Source organism: Geobacillus sp. PLS 41, from assembly GCF_056494105.1.
Genome location: NZ_CM151395.1, coordinates 3,252,089 through 3,270,306, shown reverse-complemented (window position 1 = coordinate 3,270,306; position 18,218 = coordinate 3,252,089). Strand labels below are relative to the sequence as shown.

Here is an 18,218-nt window from a genome sequence, read left to right as displayed (position 1 = left end):
GATTAATAGCACTAGGGAAAATTGGAAAATCATTAATTATAGAAATGTCGATGATATGATAGCAGCTGAATTTTTACATGATCTGTATAATCGATATGATTATTCAGTTAATTCAATAAGGTTTAGGAATACTATAAGTATTTATAAGGGAAACGTGTTTGAAAGTTACGCACCAAAAGACGAATGGGATAATTTAGGACGAAGGTTGGGAAGAAGATTTTATAACTTAGAGGCTGATTTGGTATCTATTCAGCTCAGTACTAGCGAGATTTTCAGAATCCAGCACCAATAGGGCATTTCCGGTATCGAAAATGCCCTAGGAGGACTGGAGAATCGTTTGGAGAGACTCCCCACTTAGAAGTCTTTGCAACGATTCCCACACCGGCTTTCCGTGTTTTTGCAGGGTGGAAACGACGCTGCGGATGACACAGAAAGCCTCGGCATCGTCTTCCTGACGAAACGTTCCAGAGATTTTTTGTTTGACTTTCACCATCCGCAAATCGCGCTCGGCTTGGTTGTTGTCAAACGGCACTTCTTTCTTTCGCAGGAAGAGAAGCGCTTCTTGCTTGCGCTTTTCTAGGCGCCGGATGAAATGTTCCGCTTTGCGGACACCGAGATGATTGCCTTGTCGGCAACGTTCATCGAGTTCCTGGCGCCCATTCGAAAGAAGCTCGTCGTACACCACTTCCCAATACCGGACTTTCTCTTCCGGCAAGGCTCCGCCCGCTTTCTCCACTGCCTGTTTCATCTCCAACAGTGCTTCAGCCATCTTGTTCGACCAAGAGTGATGGTAAAGTTCGGTATACTCCCGAAGCTCCCGGAGATGATGGGCGTGGCAAAGGGCATGGCTCGCCTGCGTATACATCGGGTATACGGCATACGCATCATGCACCATCGTTCCTTTGTACCGCGGCAAAATCCCGATGTCATCCGTCGCTTGTTTGCCACGCGAGCGATGAATCCCGTATCGGGTTTCCTTGGAAGTGGAAGCGACGTGCACCCATTGTTTCGTTCCTTTCACACGCAGGCTCGTTTCATCGACGTGCAGCGTGCTCGAAGTGAGCAGCGCGGCTTCGATTTCTTCGATCGCGGCTTCTGCCACAGGCTGCCACCGTCTCGTCATGTTCACGACTGTGCCTGCACTCATCGAATGGTCAGTGAGCGCTTTGACCATCTCCGTGACACGCTCGCACGGGATCAACTGTGCATGATTCCAGTATAAAATAAGGGAAGTGATAGCTGGACCGTACTGGACATGATTCGTGACATAAAAAGGGAACTCCGCCTGCTGGACAAGTCGGCATTCAGGACAACGCTTGATTTCCCGCTCGTGTTGAGTGACTTCCATGCGAACCACTGGGAGGTCGAACACTTGGCGAATGTCTACTTGAAGTGGATCGATATGTTCTAACGAGTGACCACATCCTTTGCATTGGGTCACACGGTGAAGGACTCGATGGTCAGGATTCGGTGATTGGCGGAGCGTCGTTCCTTGGTGCCCTGGCTGTCCTCCCGGCCGTTTCTCCGATGGTGGACGAGAAGGAGATTTCGCCTCAAACCGGTCAGAGGACGGCGGGAAATGACTATTCGTACTGTTTTTTTTCGTACGGGCTTCTAATTCTGCAATACGTGCTTTCCATTGCTGGTTTTCTTGTCGGAGCTGTTGGTTTTCTTGACGTAGTTGTTCGTTTTCTTTGATGAGTTTTTCCATCGTTTGTGCTTGGTGTTCGATTTTTGCGACCATGCTTTCAAGTGTGAAGACCGCTTGTTGGAAGCCAAAAGCAACATTTGCCATTGTGTTCACCTCCCATGTCTATGATGGTAATTAGTATAGACAAGGAAGGTGCGAACAAACCGGCTCTCGTAAATTTTTTCTATGTACGGGCTGAATAGTTACCTGATTTGTTAAAACAGTTGGATCTGTATATAAAAAAACCAAAAAATCGTTTAATTAATATGTTGCAAGAAATTTCTTCTGAAAAAATATCTTTAGATAGTTCTCTTGAAACAGTGGAAAGGATTGCATCTCTTCAGTACACCGCTTTAGGAGAAATTTATGGTATAAATCTGGTTCAAATTGAACATGGACTAAAATGGGCAATGGAGCAACTCCTACTAGAAGAAATACCTAAAGAAGATGTGAGAAAATATATTCCGTATCTCCTTGGTTCTGAAAAAGCAACGATAGGAGTTATAGCAGAAAAAACTGCTTTGGCTTTATCTATTAAAGTCAGTGAGAAAAAATTAACTTTAAGAGAAGCGGAAAAAGAGTATTTATCTAAATATAAAAATTTAAACTACGCCTATGGTGCTGTTAAGAAAAATAATGTTGCAGCTGAAAAGTTAAAGTATTTAATAGAGACTCCCTTAAAAGAACGAATACAACTTTTTAATAAATTGGATAATTTAACTGATTGTAATAAAAGTAATTCTCTAGTTGATAAAATCATTAGATCTCATGAGATAAGGGATAAACTTATTAAATTAAATGACATTGCTATAAAAGTAGGGGATTTAAGAGATAAAAATAAAGCATTAATGGGACAAGTAGCCTACCAGAGAAATAGGCTTCTAAATAACTTAGCAAGTTTAACAGGTGAAAAGAGGGAGAACTTGTCAAGATACATGTTGTTTGAACTCTTTGAATTAGCTGAGAACCAAAAAAGATTAAGTGAAGAAACTATTAATTTAAGGTATGACTATGTTGTATTAAATAGAATAGAAAACTGTTTGATTGGAGATAAAGCACGTGAAGCTACATTAGTAGTTGATTTTAAAACTGATAAAAATGACCAAATAAAAGGTACTACGGCAAGCATGGGAAATGTTAAGGGATATGTCAAACATGTTAGAGATATCAGTGACTTAAATTACATAACAAAAGAAGATATTTTAGTAGCTAAGGGTACTGACTTTAATTTTATGGATGCAATGATGAAATCTAAGGGATTCATTACAGAAGAAGGGGGAATCTTAAGTCACGCAGCGGTTATAGCAAGAGAATTAAAAAAACCCTGTTTAATAGGAATTCCCAACGTCTTTTCTAAAATACCTGAAGGATCCTTTATAAATTTAAATGCGGATCAAGGATATGTGAAAGTTATCCATAGAAAGGTAAATGAAAAGAAAATTCCTTTTGTTAAACTTGATGATGCCTCCAACTCTGTTATTGTTGGCAATAAAGCTTATAGGTTATATGAACTTTTAAAACACAATATTAATGTATTACCCGGTATAGTAATACCGTCTAGTATAAATATAAACGACTATACTGCAAATGACGTTGAGATACTATTAAATGAGATTAAAATGCTTTTCCCAGAATGTTCACATTTAGTTGTTCGAAGTAGCTCACCTAGCGAAGATCTTATAGATAAGTCAGTAGCAGGTATTTTAGAATCTAAAATCTGTAAAATGGAATCATTCGATTTATATAATGCAATCCAATATGTACAAGAATCCGGAAAAAAAGGAATAATAAAATATTACTTTAGTAAAGATGAGGTGGATTTGGCTGTTTTAATACAACCATATTTAAAACAAGATTTGGGGGGAGTTATATTTACTTGTAATCCTATAGGTGACGATGAAAATGATATGTTAATAGAAGCTAGTTATGGTGGGGCTTCCAATGTGGTTAACGGAAAAGTTGATATTAGGGAAACGTTAAGTAAGTCAAGTTATAAGTCTAATTATAAAATTTTTAATAATTTAGCGGAAATAGCGAATTATATAGAAAATTTATATGGATACCCTGTTGATATTGAATGGGGAGCACAAAATCAAAAAATTTATATATTTCAAGTCAGACCAATAACAACTTTATCAAATAAAGTAGGGGAATATCATGATTAGAGACTTATTTATTAAAATGGGCGTTAGCAATAATTATAAATTAATTCCAGAAAGCCCCATTATACGTAATAATGCAGACACATTTTTTATTGGATCTGCTATTATGGCAAATATGGATCTTTTTGAAGCAGAAAAGGAGAAAAAACATGAGATACCACAAAAATATATAACAGCACAAAGGGTTTTTTCAGCTAACAGATTAGAAGATGTAGGGAAGTATCCATTAGCTACTCCATTTGAAGTTATGTTATCTATATTTCGGTTTGGAGATAAAAGTGTAGAACCATCTATAGACTTTATTCTCAATTTTTTGAATCTAGCTTTAGGTATAGATCCTTCTCAATTAATCTATTTAGCTCCGTATGAACTAGGGATTAGAAATACCGTCTTATCAAAGAAAGTACCAGAAAGAAATGTTATTAGTTGGGAAAACAATATTCCGTTAAGACTAGGAAAAAATAAACCGCAAGGATATTATTTGAAAATATTTTTACCATATAAACATGGCATTATACCTATTTCGACTATAGGGTTTATCGAAGGTATAAATGGAATTTCAACAGATAGTGCGTTATTTCTCGAACGACTTTCCTTTGTAAAAGATAATTTAATTCATTGGTATGAAAGTGAGTTTTTTATTGATCTTACGAAGGAAGTAAAAGCACAATTCCCTAAATTTAACTATAACGAAGTTTACCTATGGGCTAATCATTTAAGAACACTCATGGCGCTATATTATGACGGTGTAAGACCAGAGGGGAAAGGTCCAGGACATACAATGAGAAAAATAATTAGAACATTATCAGGAACCTTATCTGGTGATAAGGTTTGTGATGATAAAGCATTAAAATTAATTTCAGCTGGAATCAAGTCATTAAAAAACTTGGGTTATGATATTACTGAAACTGTAGATGTTAACGAATTAACCGAACAAATTTTCAGGCAAATTAATAATGGTTCTAGTCAAATCGCCAGAGAGATTAAAAGATTTAAAAGGGCGCTTAGCAATAATGAAATAAAATCTTCTAAAGACTTAAAACAATGGAATGAAGAAAGAGGCCTAACATATGAATGGATGAGAAAAGCTTCCGAAGATGAAGGTGTATATGACTTGCCTTTTCCGGAAATAGAAAAGCGTTTCTGGTTAAGAAACGAATGTTATTCATTTGACACAAATCAGAAGATAACAGATCCAGTACAATTTCTTAAAAATGCAGAGTCTAAAAGAATGAAAGGAGTAATGAAAAATTGACGAAACACGTATTGGTAATAGGCGGTATGAGACCCGTCCATAAACAGTTAAAGAAACACAATGCAAAATTAACATTAATGACTGACAGAAAAAAAATAAAAAATAGTGATGCAGGTATATATGAAAGAATTATAGGAATTGAAAATGTTGAAGATACGAATGAGTGGATTGAATTAGCAAAAGCTATAAATAAAATTGAACCGTTTTATGCAATTGGGGCGTATCACGAAAAACTGCAAGATAAAGCTGCATTAATTGCGGAGGAACTCGGTCTAAATTTTTATAGTTACGAAGTTATTCAAACAGTAAGAAATAAAGTACTGATGAGAGAAAAATTAAATAGCAATGGTATTGATAATGTTAAATTTTCTTGTGCAATAAATAGGCGAGATATTGAAAGATTCATTGATGGGGTTGGTCTTCCTGTTGTTCTTAAACCTGTAGATGAATGGGGAAGTATTGGAGTATCTATTATAAAGGAAAAGAATGAGATAGATAAAGCTTTAGCCCTTATAAAAGCTGAAAATCCTAATAAAGAAGTGCTTGTTGAAGAGTATTTAAATGGAGATGAATATAGTGTTGAAGTTTTTAGTCAAAATGGTAAGCACATCGTAACTGTCATAACCAAGAAATTTAAAAATCAAACTTATCCAGTTGAAAAAGGGCATGTTGTATTTGCCTCCATTCCTTCTTCTATAAGATCAAAAATTGAAAAAAAAGTTTATGACTGTCTTGCATGTTTAGGAATAACACATGGACCTTCTCATACAGAGGTTATAGTGGACCCAAGCGGTAATATAAACATTGTTGAAACGCATACTAGATTGGGAGGGGATTTTATTCCAGAATTAATAGAAAAGTCCACAGGTATAGACTTAATTAAGATGACCGCACAACAAACATTAGGAGAAGATGTAGGCATTCCGGAATTAAAAATAAAGCATTATCACGCCATTTGGTACTATCTTCCTGAAGAAGAGGGTGAAATATGTGAAATAAACGGTTTAGAAAATGTAAGAGCATCGGAAGGAGTAGTGGAAGCTAATTTATTGAAGAATAAAGGTGACGTTGTAAGATCTGCTTTAAGTTCGTTTGATAGATTAGCATATGTTATTGCGAAAGGTAATAGTACAGATGACGCATTATCCAAAGCCAAAAATGCCATAAAAAAAATTAATGTTAAATTAGTATGATTGGAGCAATTTTTAATGTACCAAAACAAGACCTTTTTATTACTGTTATCTAATAATTTTTTTAGTTCTATTGGATTTGGTTTACAGGCCTTTGTAGTAACCTGGTTAGCTTATGATATTACTCAAACAGCCTCAGCAATTGGGACAGTTTTGGCCATCTCTACAATTCCAAGAATTTTATTATCACCTTTTATTGGTGTGCTTGTTGATATTTGGAATAGGAAGAAGACTATTGTTGTTGTACAATTTTTAAGATCGCTATTACTTATTATTATACCTTTAGCAATTTTAATTGATAGTTTAAATTTATTAATATTGTATGTAGTAACTTTTCTTTGGAATGTTGTCGATAGATTCTATATGCCTGCATTTAAAGGGTTGATGAAGGAACTATTAACAAACGATGAGTTGTTAAAGGGAAATACGTCATTAAACGTAACTTTTCAAATAGGAATGATAATAGGAACAGCTATTGCAGGTTTTCTCTTTGAATACATAGCAGATGTATTTGCAGTATTTTTTAATTCAATTTTGTTTATTATAGCTGCAATAAGTATTCTAAGTATAAGACAACGGAAAAATAATACTCTGAAAAAGAAAAATACTATTGAGTTTCATGACTTTTTCGTGCAATTGAAATCCACTGCTAAGTATTTATCTGCTAGAAAAATCATTGTACTTTTCGGTTGTTTAGTAGCATTAAACGAATTTGTGATTCAGATAGTCAATATTATTATGGTTCCTTATGTCACTAAAATCTTAGCTGAAGGGCCGGCAACATTAAGCCTCCTTGAAGGTATTTTTGCAGTGGGTTCTATAGTGGGCGGATTGTGCCTAATAAGGATAATTAAATTAATGGGTAGGAGAAATTTTATTTGGATGAGTATAGCCGCTTTAGGTGGGCTGCTGTGTTTAATTCCAGTAACGAAAAGCATATTAATTATCGGGACAGTGATGTTTTTTCTAGGTGCAGTTGCACTTCAGTCAAGAACATTATTTAGCACTATAATTCTTGAAAAGGTAGATAATAATTTTCAAGGAAGGGTTAACAGCATAATCAATATGTTCATCTCATTATTAGGTGCGTTTATATATAGTATAATTGGTAAATTGGGAGAAGTTATCTCTATTCAAATTATAATATATCTTATCGGAATGTTTGTAATATTATGTTCAACAATTGGTATTTTGATTAATAAATTAGAGTTAATGGAGGAGAAAGAAATTGGCAGTATTGATACTAAACAGATTTCCGATTAATGTTGCAAAATACAAAGAATGGCTTGAAGATTATAACAGTGAAATATATTTGTTCACTAATGAGAGATTTTCAGATCAATTTGTAGGATTTGATATAAAGAAATCTTATAAAAAGTTTCAAGATAATGGTTTGGTAGATTATGACGCAATTGAGTTATATGAACAAAATCCGTATGATGCAATAATAGCTTTAGATGAAACAGAAATTGTTAGAGCAGCTAGACTAAGAGAGAGATTTAATCTAAGAGGTCAAAATATGAAAAGTGCACTTGCCTTCAGAGATAAAGTTATTATGAAGGACTACGTTTCTAGCGCCGGATTAAAAACGCCTGCGTATAAAAAAATTGAAAGCTCAGTAGATTTATATGACTTTGAAAAGACACACGGTTATCCTTTTATTATCAAACCGGTAGATGGAATGGCATCAAAAAGTGTAAGTGTAATAAAAAACCATCAAGAGCTAAAATTATATTTAGAAAAAGGAATACCAAAAGATATGATGGTAGAAACTTTTATAAAAGGGACAATGCACAATGTTGATGGAATAATTTCCGATGGAAAAATAGCTTTTATTTCAGTGGGACAATATCTAGATGATGCACTCAGTTTTAAAAAAGGTTCTTCGTATACTTTATTACCACCTAATCACAGTTTATTTAAAAGAATAAAATATTTTACTGAAGAAATAATTAAATCATTACCCACTCCGAATTTTACACCATTCCATTGTGAAATTTTCCATACAGAAAATGATGAATTAGTTTTTTGTGAGATTGCTTCAAGAGTCGGAGGTGGACGACTTGATGCCGCTATAAATGAGGCGTATGGAATAGATTTATATAGGATATGGGTGAGAAATGAGTGCTCATTACCTATAGAAATCCCCTCGACAGTAGAACTAAAAAGTTTAGTAGGTGGAGTCTTTATCCCTTCGAAAAATGGTAAATTATTGTCCAGGCCATCTAAAATTCCATTTGATTGGGTAGTATTGTATGATCCTTTCGGAAATGAGGGTGAAACTTTTAATAATCCTAACTCTGTAATTGATTCTATAGCAATAGTACTGGTGAGGGGAAATACATTAAAAGAAGTAGAACAACGAATATTCATTATAAGAGATTGGTTCGAAGAGAACGTTGTATGGGGGTTAATGGAAAAATGATGTCGATAAGCTATAAATATTTCAAAATTTTGTTAATATTTATAGTACTATTATTGGCATCTTGTTCTTCTAAGCAAAGTAAACCCAATCTAGATAAAAAAAGTATAAGCTTAACAATCGGATATCAAACTCCTACGGCTCAGACGTGGGGCGCTACAATTATTAAAAATCAAAAGATTTTTGAAAAGAAATTATTAGAGATGTATCCAGATGCGGAAATTGAAATACAATGGTTTAACTCATCATCAGGTGTTCCACTTGTAAATGCTATGTCTTCAGGTAAAGTACAAATAGCATTCCTTGGTGATATGCCTGCTTTATTAGCTGGTGCCAAGTCGGTTGAGCTAGAACAATTAGATGCGAAAATAGTAGCTATTGATGGAAAAGGAAAAAACGGGATGAATCAAAGCATAATAGCTCCAATTGATGGCATTAATGATATTAGTCAGTTAAAGGGGAAAGAGGTTTCTGTCCCCTACGGATCAAGCGCACACAAAATGCTTTTACAGACTTTAAAGTCTAATAACTTGTTAAATAAAGTAACTATAATAGATCAATCTGTAGCTGTAGGATTAGAAAATGTAAATACAGGAAAAATAGCAGCTCATGCTACGTGGGAACCTTACCCAACAATGGCTATAAAACAAGGTAAAGCTAAAATACTTTTGGTTCATCACCAAATTTTGTGATTTAGTGACAAAAAAGAGAAAGCACTGACGAGATCCTGGCAATAATGTTAGCGGTGAAATCAACATTAAGGAGGTCTCGTAAGTGCTTTCGATACCACTAGGATTGCCAGAATTTAAAGTGATTAAACAAGAACTTCTTTCCTATGGTTATGCGATTCATGTAGAGAAAACAGAGACACAGGAACGCTGCCCTCATTGTGGGTTTGCCACTTCCTCTGTCCACGACAGACGGACAAGAAAAGTACGGGATTTGGCGATTTTCCATCAACCGGTGTACTTGTTCGTAAAGGTAAAGCGCTATCGGTGCTGGAATTGTTCCCAAGTGTTTTCCGCCTCTTTGGAATCGATTCAACCCAATCAACACTACACCAATCGATTTTGTGAGTACTTGTATGAACTTTGTGAAGGCTCCACCATTCAAGAGGTTAGCCGAAAGCACCGCATCCCATATACGACATTGGAGCGCATCTATTACTTCATTGCATCGAAAAAAGCAAAAGAGCGTCAAACAGCGATAGAAGCATCTTCTCAAGAAGAGATGGTGCTTAGCTTAGATGAAATCGCGGTAAAAAAGGGACATCAGTATGAAACCGTATTGATGGATGCCAAAGCCGGATCGGTCATGGGAATGCATGCCGATCGCCAATGTGACTCCGCCCTCCACTTGTTGAGCCAAAATGTCCTGTCGAAAGAAAGGGTCCAAACGGTGATTCTTGACATGTGGGAACCTTATCATAAGGCGGTTCGCGCCCTGTTTCCATCTGCTTCGATTGTCATCGATAAGTACCATGTGATTCAAAAAGTGACACAAGCCTTGGATCAAGCAAGAAAGGAATTTCCTCCATTGAAAAAGGCTCGATATCTTCTCTTAAAAGGCTGTGAAAAGCTTCGTAAGGACCAACGGCTTCGATTGGACGATATCTTGGAGGAGTATCCGGTACTTTCCATTGCTTATTATCTGAAAGAGTTGTTTCGGGATTTTTACCGAACCGATGGATATAACGAAGCAAAGGAACGCTTGGAAGAATGGATTCAGTTAGCCAAACAGAGCCCTTTTGCTTCTTTTCAGGAAGCAGCCAACACGCTTGAAAGGTGGAAGGAGCCGATTCTTTCCTACTTTTTGTGCCCATATACCAATGCCCGAATCGAGGGGACGAATCACAAGATCAAAAACATCAAACGCCGGGCATATGGCTATCGAAATCGAGAACGGTTTCGTTTGCGTGTATTTCTGGAGTGTACAGGGAACACTACAGGTAGTCAGGCTGCTTAAGCGCTCTCTTCTTCCGCTATCGGTATGATAGTTGGTAGAATGGAACCCGTCAAGGAAAGCACTTGACTGTTTCCATTCTACCAACTTCGTGGTCTGTATGCGGAAGAAGGATCCTGACTGATGAACCGATTTCATCCAGCTAACATATTTCTGGGGTTGAGTGGAAATCACAGAAAATGGTGAAGACCCTTTTTTGTTAAAGCTTATGCAGAAAGTGTATTGGATTTTTTAGAGGGGAAAGAAACTCAATTAAAAAGAAAAATTCGCAATTTATCTAAAAAAAGTGGCACGGATTTAATCGCAGATATAGCTATGATAGGAACAATTGGCGATTACAATGCTATAAGAGAATTAGACAAAATCAATACGGATAACAAAGAGGTGCTGGAACAAATCAAGGTAGCAAAATTACAAATAATATGTGGACTAGAAGAAATAATTAAGGAGTACAGAAAACCAGATTCCCGTTATTCTCATAAAGCATTAGCAGAGGCTATTTATCATTCATTTGATCATCCAGAAGCATCAAAAGTTATAATAGAAGATCTCTTTAGTGAGGAATTTGAGCGTGTTTTTAGTGCCGTTACTCTACTTGCTTTCGCGGAAAAATTTCCTAAGGACAAAGTTACTAGGGATGTAGTAAATAAGTTCTTTGACATTTTAACGGGTGATTTTAATACAACACTAAAGAATCATGCCATACTTGCAATAGGTAGATATGGAAATATTGATGATGCATCAAGACTTGAAAGAATTGTTGAGGAAAAAAAGTATTTAACAAAGGGGAAATTTTGGAAATGGCTAAGTGAAAGCGCACTGTTAGACGATATCAACATCACAATAAAGAAATTGAAACGAAAGAAATAGACGATTCACACTCTAAATGAGCAACAAGGAAACATTGCGGTTCACGGAGCTGAATACGTTCTTCGTGATGAAGCGAAATCTACAGGTGGGCCAACCGCTGACTATTATCCAAAGGGAAGTAAAAAATGACTTTAAAAATCAGGTTTAAAACAATAGGTGATCTTCGTGAATTTAGAAACATTGTTTGTGAGAGAAAAAAGAGAATTTTATCAGTTATACCGCACGGTGAACGATGTGTTTTTCTTAGAAAATCGATTGCCCAAACAGGTATTTCGTGAACCATTTCGTTATTTTTGGTTTGAAGAATTCGACTGGACAATGGATGGGGATTTTTGGACCGTAATTCAGCAATTGTCGAAAAAATGAAAGATGAGTATATTCTTACTGCTGTACTAGATCCTCATCCTGTAGAATACTTTTATGAAGAATTTGGTTACTATAATTGGGTGAAACCCCCTGTTCATTTAACATCTGATCAATATGTAAATGTCCTGGAATTGGGGCCTAAGGAAAGTCCAGCTGATGCAATGTTATACAATTCGTATACAGTTATTTGGTTGCCTTCTTCCATGAAATGGGCTATATGGGGGGATAGAAATTACGGCATTTGTATTTTAGGACTTCGAGATGCGAACCATCGTGTGGATGCATGGCCGATTGTAAAAACTTGGCGTCCAATGGATCAAACGGTTCTATCATGGGTGGCGCTTAATTTTGCCAATCAACAGCTTCCGCAAGAGGTTGTCGATTCTCTTTTCTTGCATTATTCTAACGAAGCTAAGTAAAGAAGCCTCGCCTTGAACGCTAGGACAGAACAATAAGGATCCTTGATTGGCAACAAGCCTTTCAAGGTTCTTTTTTCGTGACCATTCAAGGAAGGGCAAGCACGAACGGCGATGTTATCTCCCTGACAGATGTGCAAGGAAACGTGGTGGTTCGCTACCAGTACGACACATGGGGCAAAATTCTTTCCCAATCCGGCGCCTTGGCGGAGGAAAACTCATACCGATATGCGGGGTATCAATATAACAACGAAACAGGTCTGTATTATCTGATCGCCTGGTACTATCATCCAACGCATGGCGTGTTCCTATCCCTAGATCCGGATCCGGGGGATGCGGACGATATCTTGACGCACAATGGATACACGTACGCAAATAACAATCTAGTGATGTTGATAGATCCGGATGGGCATTTCTTCTGGTTTGCCGTCAACGCGGGGGTTGCGGCGTATGGTGGATGCCAAGCCTTTAAAAAAAGGTGGTTGGAAAGCCGTGGCGATGGTTGCAGGTGCATCGTTGATAGGCAGTGTAGCTTTCAACAGCAGGGGAGTGTTTGCTTCAAAAAAGCAAAGGCCGCCCCTGAGCGCCGAGAACGGCCTTCCCTTTTATTTGCCGCACTTGCCCGTCAGTCAATGCGGCACAGCTCGGGCGGGCAGCCTTCGCAGGAGATTTCGTCGCGCAAGTATTGCAAGTTGTGGACGCGAATTTTTCCTTTTTGCACGGAGATGACGCCTTTTTTCCGCAAATCGCCGAGCATGCGGTTGACGACTTCGCGGGCGGTGCCGCAAAAGTTGGCGAGCTCTTGGTTCGTCAGCGGCACGTCGATCAAAATGCCGTCTTCTTTCATGACGCCGTAGCTGTTGCACAGACGGATGAGCGTTGAATAGAGCGCTCCTTTTTTGCCATGTAAAATCAAATCGCGGAATTTCGTTTGCGTTTTGCGGAAATGGAGGCTCATCCATTTCATGAATTCGATGGCCAGTTTCGGATTGTTGGCGAGCTCTTGTTCGAGCCTTTCGCGCGGAATGGCGGAAACGACGCTGTCTTCGAGCGCTTTCGCCGTCAGCATGTAGCGGGCGCCAGGGCAAAACAGCGTCAGCTCGCCGATCAAATCGCCCTCGCTGCAAATGCGCAGCGCGAGCTCCCGTCCGTCCATATCCATTTTGCTGATTTGGATTTTCCCCGATTGGATATAGTAAATATCGTCTGCTTTTTCCCCTTCTTGAAACAAGTACGTTCCCTTCTCAAGGCGAAGATCGCGCCCAAGCGATGTAAGCCACTTCTGCCATTCACGAGATTCAATCTCGTTCATCCGATCACAACCTTACGTAAAATGTATCGCTATATAAAAGTGTACAGGAAAAAAAGAGGGAAGTCAATATAAGGATAGTGGAAAGATTGAAAACTTGTTGAACATCGATGGAATCGTTTGTGAAAGTCTTTGCATCCCGAGGACATGAGGGTGATGGAGTCAAGGATGCACCTTGGCTGCCGGGACAAATCGGTATTCGTTTCCCATAGACTTAGGGAGGGGCAAGAAAAAAATCCCCGAAAATTATTAAATATACATTTGATTTTATTTTTATACAGTATTATAATGAGAACTACATGAGGCATACGGGTGAGGGGGAACATGATGAACGTAGCCATTATCGGGGCGACGGGGTACAGCGGCGCGGAGTTGTTCCGCTTGTTGCACGGGCATCCGCATGTGAGCCGCTGCGACGTTTTCTCGTCGTCGCAGGACGGGGTTCATGTATCGGAAAGTTTCCCGCACGTCGGTTCGGTCGATGGTGCGGTGTTGCATAAACTTGAAATCGAGGCGCTTTCCCGTTACGATGCGGTCTTTTTCGCCACGCCGCCCGGGGTGTCCGGGGAGTGGGCGCCGGCGCTCGTGGATCGGGGAGTGAAAGTGATCGATTTATCCGGGGATTTCCGTTTGAAAGACGGAGCGGTGTACGAACAATGGTACGGACGCGAGGCGGCGCCAGCGGAATATTTGCAAAAGGCGGTGTACGGGCTGACCGAGTGGAATCGGGAGGCGGTGCGCGAGGCCGTGCTCCTATCCAACCCGGGCTGTTATCCGACGGCGACGCTGCTTGGCCTGGCGCCGCTTGTCAAAGAAGGATTGATTCAGGAAGATTCGATCATCGTTGACGCCAAGTCCGGCGTATCGGGCGCGGGGCGGAAAGCAGGGCTTGGGACGCATTTTTCCGAAGTGAACGAAAACGTGAAAATTTATAAAGTGAACGTCCATCAGCACATTCCGGAAATTGAGCAAACGCTGCAAACGTGGAATGAAGCGATGGAGCCAATTACGTTCAGCACCCATTTGATTCCGATGACACGGGGCATTATGGCGACGATCTATGCGAAGGCGAAACAATCGATTTCGCCAAACGATTTGGTAGATTTATATAAAACAAGTTATGAAGGTTCGCCGTTTATCCGCGTTCGCAAGGTCGGGCAATTTCCGGCGACGAAAGAAGTGTACGGCTCAAATTATTGCGACATCGGCCTCGCCTACGATGAACGGACGGGACGGGTGACGGTCGTGTCGGTGATCGACAACTTAATGAAAGGCGCTGCCGGGCAGGCGGTGCAAAACTTCAATTTGATGATGGGGTGGGATGAGGCCGAGGGCCTCCAATCCTTGCCGATCTATCCGTGAGGGAAGGGGAACGAACAATGACAGCGACGAAACAAACGGCGCAAGTAACGGCGGTCGCCGATGGAACGGTCGTCACGCCGAAAGGATTTCAAGCGGCTGGGGTGCACGCCGGGCTGCGCTATTCGAAAAAAGATTTAGGGGTTATTCTATGCGACGTGCCAGCTTCAGCCGCCGCTGTGTATACCCAAAGCCATTTCCAGGCGGCGCCGCTCAAAGTGACGCAGGCGAGCCTCGCTGTAGAGCAAAAATTGCAGGCGGTCATCGTCAACAGTGCATGCGCGAACGCCTGCACCGGCGAGCAGGGGCTCAAGGACGCCTATGAAATGCGCGAGCTGTGCGCGAAACAGTTTGGCCTGGCGCTGCACCATGTGGCCGTCGCTTCAACGGGCGTGATCGGGGAATATTTGCCGATGGAAAAAATTCGCGCGGGCATCGAAAAGCTTGTTCCAGGGGCGACGATGGCGGATGCTGAGGCGTTTCAAACGGCGATTTTAACGACGGATACGGTGATGAAGCGCGCCTGTTACCAAACGACCGTCGATGGGAAAACGGTCACCGTCGGCGGGGCGGCGAAAGGATCGGGGATGATCCATCCGAACATGGCGACGATGCTCGCGTTCATTACGACCGATGCCAACATCTCTTCGGCGGTGCTGCATGATGCGCTCCGGTCGATTACCGATGTATCGTTCAATCAAATTACCGTCGATGGCGATACGTCGACGAATGACATGGTTGTGGTGATGGCAAACGGTCTTGCTGGAAATGACGAGCTGACGCCGAATCATCCGGATTGGGAACACTTTTACGAGGCGCTGCGGAAAACGTGCGAAGACTTGGCGAAGCAAATCGCCAGAGACGGCGAGGGGGCGACGAAGCTCATTGAAGTGCGCGTGCGCGGCGCGAAAACGGACGATGAGGCGAAAAAAGTCGCCAAGCAAATCGTTGGCTCCAACTTAGTGAAAACGGCCGTTTACGGCGCGGATGCCAACTGGGGGCGGATCATCGGCGCGATCGGCTATGCGGACGCTGACGTTGATCCGGACAATGTTGATGTCGCGATCGGGCCGATTGTGATGCTGAAAGGAAGCGAGCCGCAGCCGTTCTCGGAAGAAGAAGCGACGGCGTATTTGCAACAAGAGACGGTCGTCATTGAGGTGGATTTGCACTTGGGCGATGGCTTCGGCGTCGCGTGGGGCTGCGACTTGACGTACGATTATGTGAAAATCAACGCCAGCTATCGGACGTAAGGAGAGAGAACGATGGGGAAAACGGTCGTCATCAAATGCGGCGGCAGCGTGCTCGATGAGCTGTCTCCCGCCTTTTTTGCCAGCGTGAACATGATGCGGGAACAAGGGATGGATGTCGTCATCGTCCACGGCGGCGGGCCGGAAATCGGGCAAATGTTGAAAAAACTGGCGGTGCCGAGCGAGTTTGTCAACGGCTTGCGGAAAACGACGAAAGAGGTGCTTGCCGTTGTGGAAATGGTGCTCTCCGGCAAAGTGAACAAACAGCTTGTGGCGATGCTCAGGCAGAACGGCTTGCCGGCGGTCGGCGTTTCCGGCGTGGACGGGGGGCTGCTTGAAGCAGAACCGATCGACTTGGCCAAACTCGGCTATGTCGGCCGTGTGAAAACGGTTCGCTCCCGTCTTTTGCGCACGCTGCTTGAGGCGGGCTACATTCCGGTCGTTTCGCCGCTTGGCATCGATCAAAACGGGCAAACATACAACATTAACGCCGACACGGCGGCTGGGGCGGTCGCGGCCGCCATCGGCGCCAGCCAGCTCGCGTTTGTGACGAACGTGCCCGGCATTTTGCGAGACGGCGCGCTCGTGGCCGACGCGACGGCGGAAACGATTGAACGACTGATCGAAGACGGCGTCATTACTGGCGGGATGATTCCGAAAGTGAAAGCGGCGCTGTCCGCCCTGTCCGATGCGCTGCCCGAGGTGATGATCGTCAGCGGCAAAACGACGTTTTACCAGAACGGAACATGGCACGGCACAACGATTCGCAAAGAAGTGGGGGTATATTTATGAGCGCGCTGTTTCCGACATACAACCGTTGGAAGATCGCCGTCCAAGCCGCGGAAGGGACGGTTGTGACCGATGTAAACGGAAAACAATATCTCGACTTTGTCTCCGGCATTGCCGTCTGCAATCTCGGCCATCGCCATCCGCACGTCCAAAAGGCGATTGAAAAGCAGCTGAATCAATATTGGCACGTATCGAACTTGTTTACGATTCCCATTCAAGAAGAGGTCGCGTCTTTGCTTGTCGCCCACAGCGCCGGCGACTGCGTCTTTTTCTGCAATAGCGGAGCCGAGGCGAACGAAGCGGCGCTGAAGCTGGCGCGCAAACATACCGGACGACACAAAGTGATCACGTTTTCCCAATCGTTTCACGGCCGGACGTTTGCGACGATGGCGGCGACCGGGCAGGAGAAAGTGCATAGCGGTTTTGGTCCGCTGCTTCCGGAATTCATTCACTTGCCGCTGAATGATGTCGACGCTCTCAAACAGGCAATGAACGAAGAAGTGGCCGCGGTGATGCTTGAGGTCGTCCAAGGGGAAGGGGGCGTCCGCCCGGTTGACTCGGCGTTTTTGCAAATAGCGTCGGAGCTGTGTCAACAGCACGGGGCGCTTCTGATCATCGACGAAGTGCAAACCGGCATCGGCCGGACCGGGAAGCCGTTTGCGTACCAGCACTTTGATGTGGAGCCGGACATCATCACCGCAGCGAAAGGGCTTGGCAGCGGCATTCCGGTTGGGGCGATGATCGGCAAAGCGTTTTTGAAAGAATCGTTTGGACCTGGGGTGCACGGGTCGACGTTTGGCGGCAACCCGATCGCGATGGCCGCCGCCAAGGCGACGCTTGAAGTTGTGTTTGATCCGGCGTTTTTGCAAGATGTGCAGGAGAAAGGCCGCTATTTGCTTGAGCGCCTCCATGACGCGCTCGCCCCGCTTGACATCGTCAAGGACGTGCGCGGGCTCGGGTTGCTGGTCGGAATCGAGTGCCAAACGGACGTCGCGCCGCTGTTGCCATTGATTCATGAAAACGGCTTGCTTGTCCTCTCGGCGGGGCCGAACGTGATCCGCCTGCTGCCGCCGCTTGTCGTGACGAAAGCGGAAATCGATGAAGCGGTGGACATTTTGACAAACGTGTTGAACAACGCCAACGCCTCAGCTGTCTTGTAAACGGACGGCCGATGGCTT

Annotated in this window: 15 protein-coding genes and 1 pseudogene; 14 read left to right on the top strand and 2 right to left on the bottom strand. The window is 42.2% G+C overall.

The annotated features are described in order from the left end of the window. Nucleotides 1-316: 316 nt before the first annotated feature. A complete protein-coding gene (gene tnpC, locus ACVX3G_RS16360; RefSeq protein ID WP_031206434.1) occupies nt 317-1,795 on the bottom strand; it encodes an IS66 family transposase in 1,479 nt (492 codons plus the stop codon). A gap of 107 nt (nt 1,796-1,902) precedes the next feature. Between tnpC and ACVX3G_RS16355 the strand changes: the two genes are divergently transcribed. From ACVX3G_RS16355 to ACVX3G_RS16310, 10 genes and pseudogenes are all read left to right on the top strand, one after another. Further along, complete coding sequence (locus ACVX3G_RS16355) at nt 1,903-3,855, top strand: PEP/pyruvate-binding domain-containing protein (protein ID WP_081704467.1); 1,953 nt, start codon at nt 1,903-1,905, stop codon at nt 3,853-3,855. Then, nucleotides 3,848-5,107: a hypothetical protein gene (locus ACVX3G_RS16350; RefSeq protein ID WP_033026758.1), complete on the top strand. Its 1,260-nt coding sequence runs from the start codon at nt 3,848-3,850 to the stop codon at nt 5,105-5,107. Before ACVX3G_RS16355 ends, ACVX3G_RS16350 begins: the two co-directional genes overlap by 8 nt. Further along, a complete protein-coding gene (locus ACVX3G_RS16345; protein WP_033026756.1) occupies nt 5,104-6,300 on the top strand; it encodes an ATP-grasp domain-containing protein in 1,197 nt (398 codons plus the stop codon). Before ACVX3G_RS16350 ends, ACVX3G_RS16345 begins: the two co-directional genes overlap by 4 nt. Nucleotides 6,301-6,315: 15 nt before the next feature. Next, complete coding sequence (locus tag ACVX3G_RS16340) at nt 6,316-7,560, top strand: MFS transporter (protein ID WP_033026754.1); 1,245 nt, start codon at nt 6,316-6,318, stop codon at nt 7,558-7,560. After that, a complete protein-coding gene (locus tag ACVX3G_RS16335) occupies nt 7,526-8,722 on the top strand; it encodes an ATP-grasp domain-containing protein (protein ID WP_021322226.1) in 1,197 nt (398 codons plus the stop codon). Before ACVX3G_RS16340 ends, ACVX3G_RS16335 begins: the two co-directional genes overlap by 35 nt. Next, complete coding sequence (locus tag ACVX3G_RS16330) at nt 8,701-9,411, top strand: ABC transporter substrate-binding protein (RefSeq protein ID WP_128723173.1); 711 nt, start codon at nt 8,701-8,703, stop codon at nt 9,409-9,411. The genes ACVX3G_RS16335 and ACVX3G_RS16330 overlap by 22 nt, the downstream gene beginning before the upstream one ends. 82 nt (nt 9,412-9,493) lie before the next feature. Next, the gene (locus tag ACVX3G_RS16325) at nt 9,494-10,684 is read left to right on the top strand and encodes an ISL3 family transposase (protein WP_011229816.1); all 1,191 of its coding nucleotides are present in this window, start codon (nt 9,494-9,496) and stop codon (nt 10,682-10,684) included. A 219-nt stretch (nt 10,685-10,903) separates the two neighbouring features. After that, nucleotides 10,904-11,551, top strand: coding sequence for a hypothetical protein (locus ACVX3G_RS16320; protein ID WP_033024880.1), 648 nt, complete (start codon nt 10,904-10,906; stop codon nt 11,549-11,551). Nucleotides 11,552-11,883: 332 nt separating this feature from the next. After that, nucleotides 11,884-12,336 carry a hypothetical protein gene (locus ACVX3G_RS16315; protein WP_223812638.1) on the top strand — a complete coding sequence of 151 codons (453 nt, stop codon included), beginning with the start codon at nt 11,884-11,886 and terminating at the stop codon, nt 12,334-12,336. Between the two features lie 77 nt (nt 12,337-12,413). Beyond that, nucleotides 12,414-12,686: pseudogene (locus ACVX3G_RS16310) on the top strand (RHS repeat-associated core domain-containing protein); the annotation flags it as partial. A gap of 272 nt (nt 12,687-12,958) precedes the next feature. Here ACVX3G_RS16310 and ACVX3G_RS16305 read toward each other — a convergent pair. Beyond that, entirely contained in the window at nt 12,959-13,645 is a 687-nt protein-coding gene (locus tag ACVX3G_RS16305; RefSeq protein WP_014195154.1) for a Crp/Fnr family transcriptional regulator, read from the bottom strand. Nucleotides 13,646-13,969: 324 nt separating this feature from the next. Here ACVX3G_RS16305 and argC point away from each other — a divergent pair, with 324 nt between their 5' ends. Genes argC through ACVX3G_RS16285 form a run of 4 tightly spaced genes read left to right on the top strand, consistent with a single transcriptional unit; the run spans nt 13,970 to nt 18,200 of the window. Continuing rightward, entirely contained in the window at nt 13,970-15,004 is a 1,035-nt protein-coding gene (gene argC, locus ACVX3G_RS16300) for an N-acetyl-gamma-glutamyl-phosphate reductase (protein ID WP_020279628.1), read from the top strand. Nucleotides 15,005-15,021: 17 nt separating this feature from the next. Next, nucleotides 15,022-16,254 carry a bifunctional ornithine acetyltransferase/N-acetylglutamate synthase gene (argJ, locus tag ACVX3G_RS16295; protein WP_014195157.1) on the top strand — a complete coding sequence of 411 codons (1,233 nt, stop codon included), beginning with the start codon at nt 15,022-15,024 and terminating at the stop codon, nt 16,252-16,254. 12 nt (nt 16,255-16,266) lie between these two features. Further along, entirely contained in the window at nt 16,267-17,043 is a 777-nt protein-coding gene (gene argB, locus ACVX3G_RS16290) for an acetylglutamate kinase (protein WP_014195158.1), read from the top strand. Beyond that, nucleotides 17,040-18,200, top strand: a complete 1,161-nt coding sequence (locus tag ACVX3G_RS16285; RefSeq protein WP_014195159.1) for an acetylornithine transaminase — start codon at nt 17,040-17,042, stop codon at nt 18,198-18,200. Before argB ends, ACVX3G_RS16285 begins: the two co-directional genes overlap by 4 nt. Nucleotides 18,201-18,218 lie beyond the last annotated feature (18 nt).

Bases quoted from the DNA above. Each gene is read 5' to 3' on its own strand.
- tnpC (WP_031206434.1), bottom strand. From the start codon at position 1,795: ATGGCAAATGTTGCTTTTGGCTTCCAACAAGCGGTCTTCACACTTGAA.
- ACVX3G_RS16350 (WP_033026758.1), top strand. From the start codon at position 3,848: ATGATTAGAGACTTATTTATTAAAATGGGCGTTAGCAATAATTATAAA.
- ACVX3G_RS16340 (WP_033026754.1), top strand. From the start codon at position 6,316: ATGTACCAAAACAAGACCTTTTTATTACTGTTATCTAATAATTTTTTT.
- ACVX3G_RS16330 (WP_128723173.1), top strand. From the start codon at position 8,701: ATGGGGGTTAATGGAAAAATGATGTCGATAAGCTATAAATATTTCAAA.
- ACVX3G_RS16305 (WP_014195154.1), bottom strand. From the start codon at position 13,645: ATGAACGAGATTGAATCTCGTGAATGGCAGAAGTGGCTTACATCGCTT.
- argC (WP_020279628.1), top strand. From the start codon at position 13,970: ATGAACGTAGCCATTATCGGGGCGACGGGGTACAGCGGCGCGGAGTTG.
- argJ (WP_014195157.1), top strand. From the start codon at position 15,022: ATGACAGCGACGAAACAAACGGCGCAAGTAACGGCGGTCGCCGATGGA.
- argB (WP_014195158.1), top strand. From the start codon at position 16,267: ATGGGGAAAACGGTCGTCATCAAATGCGGCGGCAGCGTGCTCGATGAG.
- ACVX3G_RS16285 (WP_014195159.1), top strand. From the start codon at position 17,040: ATGAGCGCGCTGTTTCCGACATACAACCGTTGGAAGATCGCCGTCCAA.